The 15,656-nt window shown below is 40.7% G+C and carries 6 protein-coding genes; all 6 read right to left on the bottom strand.

Going from position 1 to position 15,656, the window contains the following annotated elements:
• Positions 1-254: 254 nt before the first annotated feature.
• The 6 genes from MXE38_RS03685 to MXE38_RS03660 all read right to left on the bottom strand — a co-directional run bounded on the left by MXE38_RS03685 (position 255) and on the right by MXE38_RS03660 (position 14,794).
• Entirely contained in the window at positions 255-1,160 is a 906-nt protein-coding gene (locus MXE38_RS03685) for a flagellin (RefSeq protein WP_246911601.1), read from the bottom strand.
• 101 nt (positions 1,161-1,261) lie between these two features.
• A complete protein-coding gene (locus tag MXE38_RS03680; protein ID WP_246911596.1) occupies positions 1,262-2,173 on the bottom strand; it encodes a flagellin in 912 nt (303 codons plus the stop codon).
• A 542-nt stretch (positions 2,174-2,715) separates the two neighbouring features.
• Positions 2,716-10,248: a hypothetical protein gene (locus MXE38_RS03675; RefSeq protein WP_246911594.1), complete on the bottom strand. Its 7,533-nt coding sequence runs from the start codon at positions 10,246-10,248 to the stop codon at positions 2,716-2,718.
• 284 nt (positions 10,249-10,532) lie between these two features.
• On the bottom strand, positions 10,533-12,359 hold the full coding sequence (locus MXE38_RS03670) for a peptidoglycan DD-metalloendopeptidase family protein (RefSeq protein WP_246911589.1): 1,827 nt from the start codon (positions 12,357-12,359) through the stop codon (positions 10,533-10,535).
• A gap of 399 nt (positions 12,360-12,758) precedes the next feature.
• Complete coding sequence (locus tag MXE38_RS03665; protein ID WP_246911578.1) at positions 12,759-13,055, bottom strand: hypothetical protein; 297 nt, start codon at positions 13,053-13,055, stop codon at positions 12,759-12,761.
• A gap of 374 nt (positions 13,056-13,429) precedes the next feature.
• Positions 13,430-14,794: a DASS family sodium-coupled anion symporter gene (locus MXE38_RS03660; protein WP_246911569.1), complete on the bottom strand. Its 1,365-nt coding sequence runs from the start codon at positions 14,792-14,794 to the stop codon at positions 13,430-13,432.
• Positions 14,795-15,656: the final 862 nt, after the last annotated feature.

Raw genomic sequence — 15,656 nt, 5'->3', positions numbered from 1 at the left:
GGTACGTCGTCCATATGGTGGCTTTGGGCTGTAGGCAATACTTAAGCAGCCCTTTCTTACGCCTTATGGTGCTCAGCTCAGGCTTTAGCGTGCTTTAATAGCAAACAACAAGGGGCTTATTGATTGGCATTCAACTGTAGGCAGCTTGCTTTTGCTCCTATCCGTATAATATGAAAAACAGGCTCAAACCATAAAGTAAGAGCCTGTTTAGATATATTAGATTATAAAAGTAATATTGTATGCTTATACATCAATTAGCCGAGCATAGAGAGAGCTAATTGTGGACGGCTGTTAGCCTGCATTAACATAGAAGTAGCAGCCTGCTGAATAATGGACTGTTGGCTTAAGTTTGCAGATTCCTCAGCAAAGTCAGCATCACGAATACGGCTGCGAGCATCAGCCTGATTGGCTGAAACGTTAGACTGGTTGCGGATAGAGGACTCTAATCTGTTTTGGAAAGCGCCTAAATCAGCACGCTTGCTATCTACAGCAGCAATGAACTTATCAATGTTAGCTAGTGTAGCTTTTGCGGCATTAGCTGATGAAACACTCCAACGGCTAGCATTATTAGACATAATCCAACCAGACTTGCTAGCATCTTCAGCTTTTACGCCAGCGTGAGTAGCGATACCACTAAGTTTAAAGCCAGCTGAGAAACCAGATAAAACAATCTCATCGCCCTTGTTTGCGCCTACTTGGAAGGTAACATTACCATCATCATCAATTAGTCCTGCACCAGCAGTGAGTAAAATGTTTTGACCACCAAACTTAGTTTGTGCAGCAATACGGTTGATTTCTGTAGATAAGCTAGTAACTTCTTGTTGAAGTGCCTTGCGATCCTCGGCGGTGTTGGTTCCGTTAGAAGCTTGAACTGCCAAAGTACGGATCTTTTGGAGCATGTTGGTGGTCTCGTCAAGAGCACCTTCCATGGTCTGAGCTAAAGCGATAGCATCGTTAGAGTTACGATTGCCTTGATTTAATCCATTAATTTGTGTGGTCAAGCGATCTGCGATTTGTAAGCCAGCTGCGTCGTCTTTTGCAGAGTTAATACGCATGCCTGAGCTTAGGCGTTGATAAGTAGTGGTTAAAGAATTTTGAACATTATTTAGGTATCTTCTACCATTTAATGAAGATACGTTGGTATTTACATAAACTGCCATAATTATTTGCCCCTATATACCTTTTGAATTAGTTAAAAATCCCTTAAAAATCAGGTTTTACTTAAGGGACTTTAAATTATCTGAAAACAAGATAATTAGAATTAGCCGAGCATAGAGAGGGCTAATTGAGGACGGCTGTTTGCCTGCATTAACATAGAAGTAGCAGCCTGCTGAATAATGGACTGTTGGCTTAAGTTTGCAGACTCCTCAGCAAAGTCAGCATCACGAATACGTGAACGTGCATCGGACTGGTTAGCAGCTACGTTAGACTGGTTGCGGATTGAGGACTCAAGTCGATTTTGGATGGCACCTAAGCCTGAACGCTGGGAATCAACCTTAGCAATCATAACATCCATAAGTTCAATTACAGCTTTGGCAGATGATGCAGTACTTAATAGAACAGCGGTACCGTTCTTGTCTGCGCCTTTGGTTGCAGCGCCTACACCCTTAGCATTAGCTAAGATCTTTTCGAAAGTAAAATTACCAACATCAAATGTGATTTGGTCACCATTATTTGCACCAACTTGAAGTGTTACTTGACCTGCAGAAGCCTTAACGCCACCAGCTGTATTATAAATAGAACCTTTAGTAGTACCTGCTAAGATTGTTTTACCACCAAACTTGGTTTGGTTAGCAATACGAGTAATTTCAGCAACTAAAGAATCACCTTCAGCCTTAAGAGCCTTACGGTCATCAGCGGTATTGGTACCGTTGGCTGCTTGCACGGCTAAAGTACGGATTTTTTGAAGCATGTTGGTGGTCTCATCGAGAGCACCTTCCATGGTCTGGGCTAAAGCGATACCGTCGTTAGTATTGCGGTTTCCTTGGTTAAGTCCATTGATTTGGGTGGTTAAGCGATCTGCGATTTGTAAGCCAGCTGCGTCGTCCTTAGCAGAGTTAATACGCATGCCTGAGCTTAGGCGCTGATAAGTAGTGGTTAAAGAATTTTGAACATTATTTAAATAGCGACGGCCATTTAATGAAGATATATTGGTATTTACGTAAACTGCCATGATGAGTGCCTCTATATTTTATAGAAATCTTTAAAGCACTTGCTAAAAGAGTCGATGTAAAAGCGGTCATGACAGAAAAAAAGAAAGGAATGACCAAACTCTAATTAGCATGTGTTAGATATCTTGTGTGCTTACATTAAGTGTAACGACAATATAACGCGCGTATTGAATAAAAAATTGAAAACAAGCTATATAAGCTGTTTGAGGGTCATAAATAGATGCAAAATATATATCTAATTAACTTAACTTAACTTAACTTAACTTTGCATTTTTAAAAAACTTTAGTACTAACTATAAATCTGACATAGGGGAGACATTCAATTATTTACGTTAAACGAACAGGTTTGCTGTATGCTGAGGGTCATTTATACAAATTTATTACCTCCACAAGGCAAAATCTAAGCAAATTTTGATAAATAACCAACTGTCTCCCCTATGTCTGATAAATCAACAAATAGCTAGTATTATCTATTACATCAATAGCTTTAAGAATTTTATATAAAAAAACAAGCAGAAATCTAACGATCTCTGCTTGTTCTTTTTTAGCTCTTGGAGCGTACTACCACAGTCTTAGGAGCATTAGGGTCAAACTCTTCGTTTTCACTATTAGTTTCACTATTGAGCTCTGGCAGTGGAGAGCTCTTTCTTGAGCTCTCTATAGCGGTAGAGAACTTTGGAGCCTCTTTTACCTCAGTATCTACAGGCTCTCTTTTCCCAACAATGGCAGTAGAGAACTTAGGAGCCTCTTGCTGTTCTTTTTCATGGGATTCAAGCTTACCTACAATACCTATAGAGTGAGCAGGGGCTTGATCTGGTTCTTTTTCATGAGACTCTAGCTTGCCCACTATAGCAGTAGAGAACTTAGGAGCCTCTTGCTGCTCTTTTTCATGGGACTCAAGCTTGCCTACAATACCAATAGAATGCTCAGGAGCTTGCTCTGGCTCTTTTTCTTGAGACTCAAGTTTGCCCACTATAGCAGTAGAGAACTTAGGTGCCTCTTGCTGTTCTTTTTCATGGGACTCAAGCTTGCCTACAATACCAATAGAATGCTCAGGAGCTTGCTCTGGCTCTTTTTCTTGAGACTCAAGTTTGCCCACTATAGCAGTAGAGAACTTAGGAGCTTCTTGCTGCTCTTTTTCATGGGACTCAAGCTTACCTACAATACCTATAGAGTGAGTAGGGGCTTGAGGCTGCTCTTTTTCATGAGATTCAAGTTTGCCCACTATGGCAGTAGAGAACTTAGGAGCCTCTTGTTGCTCTTTTTCGTGGGATTCAAGCTTACCTACAATACCAATAGAGTGAACAGGAGCCTCTTGGGCTTCTGTCTCTACAGGCTCTCTTTTTCCTACTATGGCAGTAGAGAAAGTAGGGGCAGCTCTTTTGTCTCTTAGCGCCTTACGCAAATCAGAGTTTGGGGTACGTAAGATCCTTACTCCAGCACTACTAGAGGCAACTGGTTCCATTTTGTTATGAGGATAGCTATTTTGTTTAATACTATCCTCCTTTGGAGGCTCACTAGGGAAAGTAGTGGCACTGCCAACTACCCTAGTAGGGGTTAAATTAGCCTCATCCTCATGACTATGATTTACTTGATTAGGAACATAAACTGGTTGTTTATAGTCATCTAAGTTTACATAGCTGCCTCTTTTAGTATTAGCTTTAGGCTTAGTCTCCTGGCCTGATGAATCATCGCCATACATAGCACGGCGCAGTGCGGCACGACGGGCTTCAAGAGTATTTGTGCTAGCTTTTAAATCGGCCTCTTCTGAGAAGTCCTCATTGGCATATAACAGCTCTGCAATGGCCTCTTCTGTGCCAACTTTACGTAAAGAGGCAATTTCCTTGACTGTAGCTTCATCTAATGGCTCAACCTCGAAGCTTCTATCATTATTGCTATGGGAAACAATCTTTGCTTCTTGAATATTGACATTAGCCTTTACAGGAGCAGGTGAAATAACCTCAGTTACCTCAACTTCCGTTACCGTGTCATAATCGATGTCGCTCTTAGTCTTAATGCTTGGCACATCCTCAGCTTGAACCTCAAGTACACTAGGAGCCAAATTATTCTCATAAGAATTAATTTGAGGAGCTAATGGCTCATCAGTAGCTAAGTTAAACTCAAAATCTGGCTCATCTAATCCAGGTGCTAATACAGGCTCAGCAAAAATGTTTTCGTCAGACGCATCTACCTCCGCCTGAATAACAGCCTCAGCCTTGGCCTCAACATCGGACTTTACATCATTAGCATTCTCACTGCTAATACCAACACTATGGTACTCACCCTCAAGGCTATCCTTAGCTGCAACCTCAGTAGCAACTTCTGCATCAGCATTAACTTGGGCTGTAGCGGCAGTACCAGTATCAACCTTAGCAGCAACTTCGGTATCAGACTTCACTTCGGCTGGGGCGGCAGTACCAGTATCAACCTTAGCAGCAACTTCGGCATCAACCTTAACTTGGGCTGGAGCGTCAGTGTCTGTATCAACCTTAGCAGTAACTTCGGTATCAGCCTTAACTTCGGATGGGGTGGCAGTACCAGTATCAGCCTTAGTTTCAGCTTGGGCTAATTTAGCCTCTGCTTTAGCATTTTCAATTAATTTGTTGAGTGCAGCTAAGTCAGGTTTATTAATTTGGCCCTCAGTCTTATTGTCTTTAGCAGAGCTATCGACCTTATTGGCTGTATCAGCGTCTTTAAGTTGCTTATCAAGCTGCTCTTGTTGCTGTTCAATAGCTGGTTGTTTTTGAGCTGCTAATTCTTGCTCTTTTTCTTTAGCTAAAGCTTCAGATAAAGTCTTTAAGCGCTTTTGAGCTTCAGCTCTCTTAGCGGCTGCCTCAGCTTCGGCCTCAGCAAAGACCTCATCAGGATTGCGAGTATTATGAGGATCTTCACTAATAAAGAATGCTTTCTTAGAAAGCATAGTGACGTTAGAGTCAATTGCTTTAGTAAGATCCATATTGCTTGGTAAGGATACAGAAGCATTGCTCTTAGCACTCTTTTCTTGTTCAAATTGCTCTTGTTGCTTATTAAGCTTATCCTTGAGAGTGGCCTCATCCTCTCCAGCACGCATAGCGGCTAGACGAATAGTTAATTCCTCTAGGCGGCTAAGCTTTTTACTTTCAGCACCTGAACTTTGATCTTTATTCTTAGCAGCCTTGCTATTAGCCTTATTATCAGCCTTAGAGCTATCACTAACGTTCTTTTGCTTACTCTTCTTAGCAGTGCTTTTTGGCTCAGCCTCTAAGCGCTCTTCCTTAGCTTTCTTTTCAGCAGCGATGCGTTCAGCTTCTAAGCGTTCCTGTTCGGCCTTTTCAGCGGCAATACGTTCAGCTTCTAAGCGTTCCTGCTCAGCCTTTTCAGCAGCAATGCGTTCGGCCTCAATACGTTCAGCTTCTAAGCGTTCCTGTTCAGCCTTTTCAGCGGCAATACGTTCAGCCTCTAAGCGTTCCTGCTCTGCCGTTTCAGCATCGATTCGCTCAGCCGCAATGCGTTCAGCTTCTAAGCGTTCCTGCTCTGCCTTTTCAGCGGCAATACGTTCAGCCTCAATACGTTCAGCCTCTAAGCGTTCCTGCTCAGCCTTTTCAGCGGCAATACGCTCGGCCTCAAGACGTTCAGTCTCTAAGCGCTCTTGTTCGGCCTTTTCAGCGGCAATACGCTCGGACTCAAGTCGTTCTGCCTCTAAGCGTTCCTGCTCTGCCTTTTCAGCGGCAATACGCTCAGCTTCTAAGCGTTCCTGTTCAGCCTTTTCAGCAGCGATGCGCTCAGCCTCAATGCGTTCAGCCTCTAAGCGCTCTTGTTCGGCCTTTTCAGCGGCAATACGCTCGGCCTCAAGTCGTTCAGCCTCTAAGCGCTCTTGTTCTGCCTTTTCAGCAGCAATGCGCTCAGCCTCAATACGTTCAGCTTCTAAGCGCTCTTGTTCAGCCTTTTCAGCAGCAATGCGCTCGGCCTCAAGGCGTTCAGCCTCTAAGCGCTCTTGTTCAGCCTTTTCAGCTGCAATGCGCTCAGCCTCAATACGTTCAGCTTCCAAGCGTTCTTGCTCTGCCTTTTCAGCAGCAATGCGCTCGGCCTCAATACGTGCAGCTTCTAAGCGTTCCTGTTCAGCCTTTTCAGCAGCAATGCGTTCGGCCTTAGGGCTATCAGATACAACTGTATTAAAGGAGCTCTTAGTTTCAAGAGGTAATTTATCCTTAGTGATCTCAACTTCGCCTAATGCTATATCAGTGGCATAGACATTGTTATTGAGAGGGATATCATTTTGCTGGTAATCCTTAGGATCATCTAGTGAGGCTAGGGAATTGGTTTGTAGCTTATTCTTAATAGAAGTTAATAAGAGATCAGCTACTTGTTCTGAACTTACGCCAATATTTTGGTCATCATTTGATTGGGACTTATCAGTGCTCTTAAGATCTGCAATATCTTTATTGAGCTCCTGATTCTTATCATGTTCGCTTAAATCAAGCTGTAACTGATCTTTATCTTGAGTGTTAGTAATATCACTCTTAATATTTTCAATGGATAATTCTTTGTCTTGGTCAGATACAGACTTATCTTGTTTGCCTTGTGCAAGCTCTGGAGTGTTTAGCCAATCTACTTCATCCTCAACACCTAGAGGAGTTTTCATAGCGGTAGTATGGGCACTATGATCGCTCTTTTCTTGAGCTTTATTGCGCTTAAAGCTCTTAAAGAAGGAGGAAACAATAGCAAATGGACTGCTTTTGCCTTCTTCATGAGTTGAAGTGCTATCTTTTGAGGAGGCGGCGGCCTTGCTAGGCTCTGAAACAGGCAATGATGTTGACTGTTTATCGTTCTTGTCTAACTCAAGCTCATGAGCATCTTGGGATGGCTGCTTTTTAGCATTAATAATCTTTGGCTCAAAACTCTCAATATATTGAACCTTGCTGTTATTAAGATCACCTTCATGGCTTTCGATATGATCAATGCTTTGGCTTGTTTTAGCATTAATGTCGCCATTAATATCACTTAGATGATTTTCGCTGTGAGCAGGGGTTTCCTGTGGCTCCTTTTCAGCAAAAATATTATCTAATTCCTTAGCAATATTATCCTGATCATGGTCTGCATTTAGGTTCTTTTCAGAAACCTGGGTAGAGTCAGTCTCAGGGCTCTTTTCTAAAGCTTGATCCTGTTGTGCATTATCTTGGGTGTCAGTTAAGACAGTAGAGCTATCCTGTTCCTTATCTTGCTCTGGCACTGGGGCTTCATTTTCTTGCTCAGTGGTGCTCTCAGGATCTGGGGCAGTATTCTCTAAGGTAGAGTTACTGTCAGTCTCAGTTTGAGCCTTAGTATCACTTTCTAAAGCTTGATCCTGTTGTGCATTATCTTGGGTGTCAGTTAAGACAGTAGAGTTATCCTGCTCCTTATCTTGCTCTGGCACTAGGGCTGCATTTTCTTGCTCAGTGGTGCTCTCAAGATCTGTGGCAGTATTCTCTAAGGAAGAGTTGCTGTCAGTCTCAGTTTGAGCCTTAGTATCACTTTCTAAAGCTTGGGACTGTTGTGCATTATCTTGGGTGTCAGTTAAGACAGTAGAGCTATCATGCTCCTTATCTTGCTCTGGCACTGAGGTTTTATTTTCTTGCTCAGTGGTGCTTTCAAGATTTGGGGCAGTATTCTCTAAGGAAGAGTTTCTGTCAGTCTCAGTTTCTGCCTTAGATTCAGCATTAGTGGCGGTTGCTTGGGATGGAGCTGGGGTAGTTGAGTCTTTCTTAAAGAGGCTCTTAATTTGGCCAAGGGCTGATTGCTCCTCTTTGATAACGCCAGCAATTTCTACTTTGGATGGCTCCAAGATAGGGGATGGTTCAGTAGTTGCAATTTCACTATTGAGCTTAGCATCATCATTAATGCTTTGGGCAATGGCGTTTAACAGATCGCTATTGTCAGCATCTGTATCATTTTGTGTATTATCAACATCCTGAGCGTGCTCAACTTCTTGGCTGTGATGCGCCACATCAAGAACACGGTCGATATGAGACTCAATAACCTTTTGGTTCTCTTGCTCTTGAAGTTTATCGGCATTCTTTACTAGGTCTTGTTGTGCTAACTGTTCATCAATAGAGGCACTGACTTCCTCTTCGGTGTGAGCTTGAGACTTAGTATGGAGTACAGAGGCAGTGTTAACCAATGCATCTGGGGCAGTAGTTTTATTATGCTCAGCGGCAAACGTCTCTGGGCTTTGTAAAGCGGCAGGCTTAACATTTTTAAGACTTAATTTAGCAGCAGTCTTGCCATTGTTAGCAGCTTGTTGCTGTTGTAAGAAGTGCTCTAAGGACTCAGGCTCCAATTTACCTTGGCTTAGTTTAGAGTAGAAGCCTTCGCCTTGTTGTTCCTCGCTAATTTCACGGGATTCATTAACCACAGCAGCAGAAATGCTCTCTGCTTTTTCTGCCAATTGCTCCAGTTGTAATTGTAAATCTTGGTGAGCTTGTAAGAAGGCACCTACAGGGTTTTCACCAATAGCGTCAACAATACTTACCACTAAAGATGGCAAGTATTCAAACATGCTTTTTTCTACATACTCTGTTAGTAAAGTGAGGTTATCGCCCTTTACTCCTAAAGTAATGGTAGGGACATTAAGTCCTTCTATATCCTCTACTCCTACAGGGCATTCTTGTCTTAAGGTGCTAAGTGATTTTTGTAGGCCAATAGGGCGTAATAAGCAGGCATCAGTTGGAGCGTAATAAGTTGCTAAAGTAGGGGCAATAGGGCTTAACTTATTAAAACGGCTTAATAGGTCATCTAAGATCATGAATAATTCACGATCTTGGCTGAGGCTAGCACTTAGTCCCTGAGGTGGGAGGAAATTATCAGTAAAATAAACCACCACAGATGGACGTGGTAATTTAGCTAGCTCATTTAAGCGCTCAATAATGGTAATACTGGCCTGATGTAATGATAGGCCCTCAGAGCGGCACTTTTGCACCATGCCATGCAATGCTTTATGTAAGTTGCCTGTAAAGTTATGGCTAGCTCTTTCTAACAAGTCACTAAAGGAAACAACCTCAGCATCTTGCACTTGAGGAGTAAAGTCCTCTTGATTGATATGAGCATACATAGCCTCTCTTTGATCAACTAAATCAGAGGCATTTTCGATAGCTTTAGCCGCAGCTTCTTTTAAAATTTCTAGTAAATCATTTAAGTCTAAATTTACTATAGGCATGCTAAAGCTAATTTGCATACCATCAGGGCTATACTCTTTACCAAATTCTTTGACTCGTAAGCTATCAAAGGTAGGTACTAAAGGAGAATTATGGAGTTTTTGAGTAAGCTTGGCATTAAGCTCTAACTCTCTAATTAATTCAGAGGCAATGATAGAGGCGGAAAAACCAGAATAAGGCTTAAAGGATGCAGCGCTATTGCCAATAATGTAGAAAGAAGGCTCAACCTTACCGTAATTACCAGTAAAAATATGAAGATCTTGGTCTTTACGGAATAAAGGGAAATTAGGCTTAGCATTAATTGCTAAACGTAAAGTAAGCTTTTCTCTGTCAATGAGCTCTTGAATAAAAGGTATGCACTTTTTAATGCCGCGATGCTGAATGGCACTTTCAGAGGTGCAAATAAAGAGTACGTTGACATTGAGTCTTACGTAGTTATCAGATAGTTCTTTGAGGGCTACTAACATAGAGCCAGTAGCACACTTGCTTTGTAGAACGCCTAAGCCAAACAGAAGGTCATCATTTGCTATGCCTTCTTTAACTTTGGAGTCATTTAGCTCATCTAATTCTTTTAAACGACTTAAAAGCTCATCACAATTGGTAGAGTAACCTTTCAACATGCCATAGTGATAAGGGCTAGCAGTGTCGGTATCGCACAAAAGAACAATAGTTTGTGATACCTCTTCCATAGCCTTAACTAAAGCAATAACTGAGCTTTTATTAGAATCTTGGTGCTCAATTAAATGGAGTTTATCCTTATTCTTTTTAAAATAAGGAAACTCTACTAAGCCATCATGGATAGCTTGGCAAATTAAGGCAGGCCCTTTGGCATGCGCAACAGATGGAATAGAAACCAGCCATTTAGTTAAAGTGCTCGCTTCTTGAGAAAGGTTATTATTTGACAGCATCGCAATTGTAGTTTTGTGAAGATTGATATCTTTCAATCCAGATTACATTAAACGGTAAAGGCTAAACTTCACTATCTTAAGATCATAGCGACTTAAGATGTTAGCTAAGCATACTTTGGTTTGTCTATTATAGCTAAGATAGCCATGCGCCCCAAATGCTTTGCTTAGACAATATGTTGATTAACGCCTCAATATGTTAACAAAGTCGATTTTTAAGGCCCAAAGGATAAGCTAAGTAAAATAAAGCCCATAAGATTCTGGCTCTTATGGGCTATATTTTGAAATTACTTTTTAACATCAGCCAGCTTATCATTTTGCAGCTCGGCTCGAAGCACTTTTACGTTGTTAGCAAAGGCTTCACGTTGTTCACGGGCCAGATTAGGATGATTGGAGCTTGGCAGTTCAATCTTTAATGGATTTACTGGGCGATCATTAATACGTATTTCATAGTGTAAATGAGGGCCTGTAGTACGTCCTGTATTACCTGAGCGGGCGATTAATTGTCCCACAATAACCTTTTGGCCACGCTTAACCTCAGACTTTGATAAGTGCATATACACGGTAGAAAAGTCATTGGCATGGCTAATAATTACGTAATAACCAGCAGCTCTTTGATATCCAGAGAAAGTAACCACACCATCAGCTGGGGCATAAACAGGGGTACCAACTGAGGCCTTAAAGTCAACACCGTTATGAGGGCTTACTCTCTTAGTAACAGGGTGACGGCGGTGAGGATTAAAGTGAGAGGTTACTTTAATCTCATCAGCTAATGGGAAACGACGGAAAATACCTGCTGTTGGGGTAAATTCGTTTTCACCATAATAGTTTTGATCGTCTGGATTAATAAAGCTTTCAAAACGACCCTTACTGGTCTCAAAGTTAACAGCATATAACTTAGCTTGAGTGCCAATACCACTAAAGAGCACTCTAAAGCTGTCACCTGTTCTAAGCTTGTTAATATTTAGTTTTTGCTTAAAGATTTGACCAATGGTCTTAACCTCAGTAGGGGTTAAACCTGCTCTATGGCCTGCACGAGCAAAGTTTTCGCCTTTTTCAATCTTAGCAATTACTAAACGTGGTCTATTAGGGTTGACGTTATTAGCTCGATCTCGAGCCTCTTGTTCGGCACGGGCTTTAGCCAAAGCAGCTTCTTTGATAGCTCTTTGTTTAGCAGCCTCAACAGCCAAAGGCATAGTCTCAGCCTCTGGAATAGAGGCTATCATTTGCTCATTATCTACGTGGGCGTTAGTCTTTTCGTAAACTACCTTAAAGTCATCAGTAGCACTTAAACGGCTAAAACGTACTTGTTCATCTTTACCAATAGGCTTAACCATTTCCATAACGACATTTTCTTTATCGATAAGGAAATAGATAGGATCACCCACCTTAAGCAGTAGGTCTCTCTTACCTGCTACCTTGGTAATACGATTTAAAGTTGCATAAGGTAAATCTAGGTAGGTAAAGATCTTAGATAAAGTATCACCTGATTGAATATTTTGACGATACCAGCTACCTTCTGGGCGCATAGCTGTAATATTAGATGGTTCTTGAGCTGCGCCTGGAGTAGTTACATCAGGGACAGGTACTGGTACTGGTGTGTCTTGAGTACTTGTTGTTTGATCAGTGGTAGTAGTGCCTTGAGCTAAAATAGGATCTTGAGTGGCTTCTTTATTGCCATCAGCCCAAGTGCCCTCTGTAGTAGTAGGGGTAGTAGCAATAAGTTCTTCTTCATCTTCTGAGTCTTCATCATCAACGAAGATATTGTCTAAAGTAGCACTGTCAGCAAGTTTGTTTTGATCGTTGTCGAAATACTGGCTTGGAATATCGTAATCATCATAGTTTTCTTGATGGAGATTAGTATCCTCATTGCGAGCCATCATCTCTTGAGCGCTCTGGTCTTTACTCAAATAGTCTCTACTATCGGCAGTTAGAGTGGTATCGTCGTTAAATCGCTCCCAGGTTGAAGGCATTGGAAGTACGATCAGGGCGCTAAGTGCGACCATAACAGCTACACTTATGATGTGTTTGCGAGGCAAGATAAATGGGGCTATATTTGGCTGAGCAATGTAGTCCTCATGTAGCATGCGATTAGTTACTTTGATATTTAACATGGCACAACAAACACAAATAAAAGACTTAAAACAACGAACCTAGCTAGAGTTTACTGCCTAGCGTGCAACAAGTGATTTAATGGTTAAACTATGAAAAGGGACAACAATTATTTCCTCGCAAAAAAAGATCTAAACACACACACTCCGTACAAGGCAAAATAAATAGGCTTAGAGCTAAAACTTGTGAGTAAGGAGTGAGTGTTAGTGGCTATGCAAACCTTTGCCAAAGCTAAATAGCTTACAAAATAATACTTAGGATGATCTTAGTATTCGAACAAACTGGTCTACTAGTATCTACCTGAACCATAAGAGTTTAACCAATTTGATCACTTTTCTAAAGCACTAATGTGATTTTTTTCACATATTTTACAAATTACGCATGAAATTAGCCTATGATAACTAAATCATACTAATGGGCAGAGCAAATAAAATTACTCCTGCAATAAAAATACATAGCAGAATGCTAATTACTACTAAGTAGCCTTGTAAAGTAACAGGATAGCCTAAAGACAGATATTGGCCGATAGCGCCTCTAATATGGTAAATACTGCTAGGAGTATGTTTAAACCAGAGCTCTCTTTTGGAGTCAAAGATAAAACGAAACATAGCACTAATCATGATAGCTATGATAATAAAAAGCCCTAAACGCTTAGGAGTAATAATCAAAACTAAAGAAGCAAATTCAAAGCTATGCATGACCAATCCTAAATCAAGTAATTAAACTTATAACTCTAATACCAAGAACTACTAGCTCAACTTTTATTACTCACACCAAAGTGTACCTTGACTATTAATAAAAGTTAAGGACAAAAAAAAGGGGAGCTTGCGCTCCCCTTTGCTAAACAATGACAGATTTTAATTCATTTGGTACTTTCTAAAGTTTTGCTACAAGTTGTTAATTTGGATAGGCCTTAGTTAGATAAGTTTTTTGGGCTCTGTCCTTTACCAATTAAATTGTAAGGAGCTTGGAGCTTTGCTAGAAAAATAATGACCTATCTAATTAGCTTATTACTTGTAAGTATATCCTTTTAGGGGCTAGGCCAAATTTTTCTGGCCTAGCTGTTAAAACTTTAAAGGAAGAATAAGTAAGCGCCGATTGCGATAACGAAGGAACAGATAATGTTCAATACTAAACCAACGCGAACCATGTCTTGCTGCTTTACGTATCCAGTACCGAATACGATGGCGTTTGGAGGAGTTGCTACTGGCAACATGAACGCACAGGATGCACCTAAACCGATGATTAATGCTAAGCCTAATGGAGGTGCACCGATGCTCTCTGCAATAGAGATGAACAATGGTACTAATAAGGCGGCAGATGCGGTATTAGAGGTGAACTCGGTTAAGAATACGATAAAGAATGATACTAATAAACCAATGATGAAGTAGTGTTGGCCCTGAACTAAGAACACGATACCGTCAGCCATGATCTTGGAGGCACCAGAGTCCTTTAATACGGCAGATAAGGTAATACCGCCGCCGAAGAGCATTAACACGCCCCAATCAGTGTTCTCTTGTACTTCTTTCCAAGAGATGAGCTTTAATACTACTACGATAATTGCTGCTGCAATAGCGATCACGCTATCAAAAGAGCCGATGTTGGCAGTTAAGCCGAATAAGCTGCTAATGATTGGGTTGATCTTGCCAGAGAAAATCCAGCATAAAGCAATTACTACGAAGATACCTAAGGTTAAGTAACGTTGGCCATTGAACTCAATACGCTCGTCCTTGAAGTCAACTTCAATCTTGAGGTTAGGCTTGAAGACAAAGTAGAGAGTTAATAACATGATTGGCATGAGAACCATCATGAATGGGAAGCCAATAACAAACCAGTCAGCGAAAGTTAGATCCATGTTGGAGGCTACGATAGCATTTGGAGGAGAACCTACCAAGGTACCCATACCACCAATAGAAGCTGAGAAGGCAATACCTAATAATACGAAAGTAAATACAGCCTTATTCTCTTTAGGATCTAACTTAGATAACATACCAAGTGCCAAAGGAAGCATCATAGCTGCGGTGGCAGTGTTACTCATCCACATGGATAAGAAGGCAGTTACTGAGAATAAGAAGATTACGGATAAGAGGAAGTTGCCTCTTGCTAAAACCATAATTCTCTGAGCGATAATTCTATCGATCTTCTGGAAGTGCATTGCAGCTGCTAATGCAAAACCACCGAAGAATAAGTAGATGTTTGGATCAGAGAAGCCGTTTAATGCTTTGGTGGTTGTTACCAAGCCTAACATGGCGGCTAAAATTGGGATCGAAATAGCGGTAATAGTAACGTGAACTGCTTCAGTTAACCATAAGATACCAACAAAGAGTAATAACGCTAAGCCCTTATTCTCTTGTGGTTGGAATGGTAAAAAGTTGAGAAGCAGGATAAACAGTACAATATCGCCGATAACTATGAAAGTTTTTGCTTTCGGTGACATAAAAAAGCTCCTTGGTTTCTAACTCATAAGCTCATGTGATAGCTGTTAATGATTAACCTAGGTTCTTCATACAAATTAACTTGATTTATTTTGTGCTCACATTAAACAAGGACTTTGCAAGTTAACTTGTATGAAGAACCTAAAGTAAAAACTTGCTAGAGCACGTGGGCTTGAATACAAAATAAACAAAAACACCCATCTCGCAATAGCCTAGTTGATAAAAATTGACAGAAATTTCAATTAGAAACTTAATTATTAGGGCAAGTTCACATATTTCATACATAAAAGCCCTTATAACTGCCCAAATTTGCAAAAACGTATCAAAAAAAAGGCTTTTTTATCGTCAAGAGCTTTATCTAAAAGTACCATCTAAAGTTCATATATTCGATAAATAGGCCACTTGTAAGACATGTTAATTTAAAAAAGGTATTGATAAAAAAAGAGCTTGACAAGAGAGAACACATAGATATTTGTGATCAGGGTCAATTCGATGCCCAATAATTGATCAAAGTGATTTATTAAACCAACATAAATTTTTATAAAAAGCGATATATAAGCCATTTTAAGCGTATGGCAAAATAGTCTCTTAGCGTCTATTTCTGTGCTGGTATGTAAGTAAACCAGCTATATAAACGGCGCATCAATCATGTTCTAATCATGAAAAAATTAAGTGACAAATATCAATATCAAAGGCAAGTCCAGAATGATTTCACACCTGCAAACTCAATTGTCATTAGTACCAGCTAACTAAAACTAAAAATACTAGAATCAAACAAACACATTAAGCTTACTTGCCTGTAAAACAAACACCCCTGCATCACCACTCACCATCACTCACCAACCAATAAACTTGCTGTTTGCC

This window comes from Anaerobiospirillum sp. NML120448 (assembly GCF_023050945.1).
Taxonomy (GTDB): domain Bacteria; phylum Pseudomonadota; class Gammaproteobacteria; order Enterobacterales; family Succinivibrionaceae; genus Anaerobiospirillum.
Note: the sequence above shows the minus strand (reverse complement) of the source record. Positions and strands in the feature narration are given on the sequence as shown.

Excerpts from the sequence above, each read along its gene's own strand:
- MXE38_RS03685 (WP_246911601.1), bottom strand. The coding sequence starts at position 1,160 with ATGGCAGTTTATGTAAATACCAACGTATCTTCATTAAATGGTAGAAGA.
- MXE38_RS03680 (WP_246911596.1), bottom strand. The coding sequence starts at position 2,173 with ATGGCAGTTTACGTAAATACCAATATATCTTCATTAAATGGCCGTCGC.
- MXE38_RS03675 (WP_246911594.1), bottom strand. The coding sequence starts at position 10,248 with ATGCTGTCAAATAATAACCTTTCTCAAGAAGCGAGCACTTTAACTAAA.
- MXE38_RS03670 (WP_246911589.1), bottom strand. The coding sequence starts at position 12,359 with ATGTTAAATATCAAAGTAACTAATCGCATGCTACATGAGGACTACATT.
- MXE38_RS03665 (WP_246911578.1), bottom strand. The coding sequence starts at position 13,055 with ATGCATAGCTTTGAATTTGCTTCTTTAGTTTTGATTATTACTCCTAAG.
- MXE38_RS03660 (WP_246911569.1), bottom strand. The coding sequence starts at position 14,794 with ATGTCACCGAAAGCAAAAACTTTCATAGTTATCGGCGATATTGTACTG.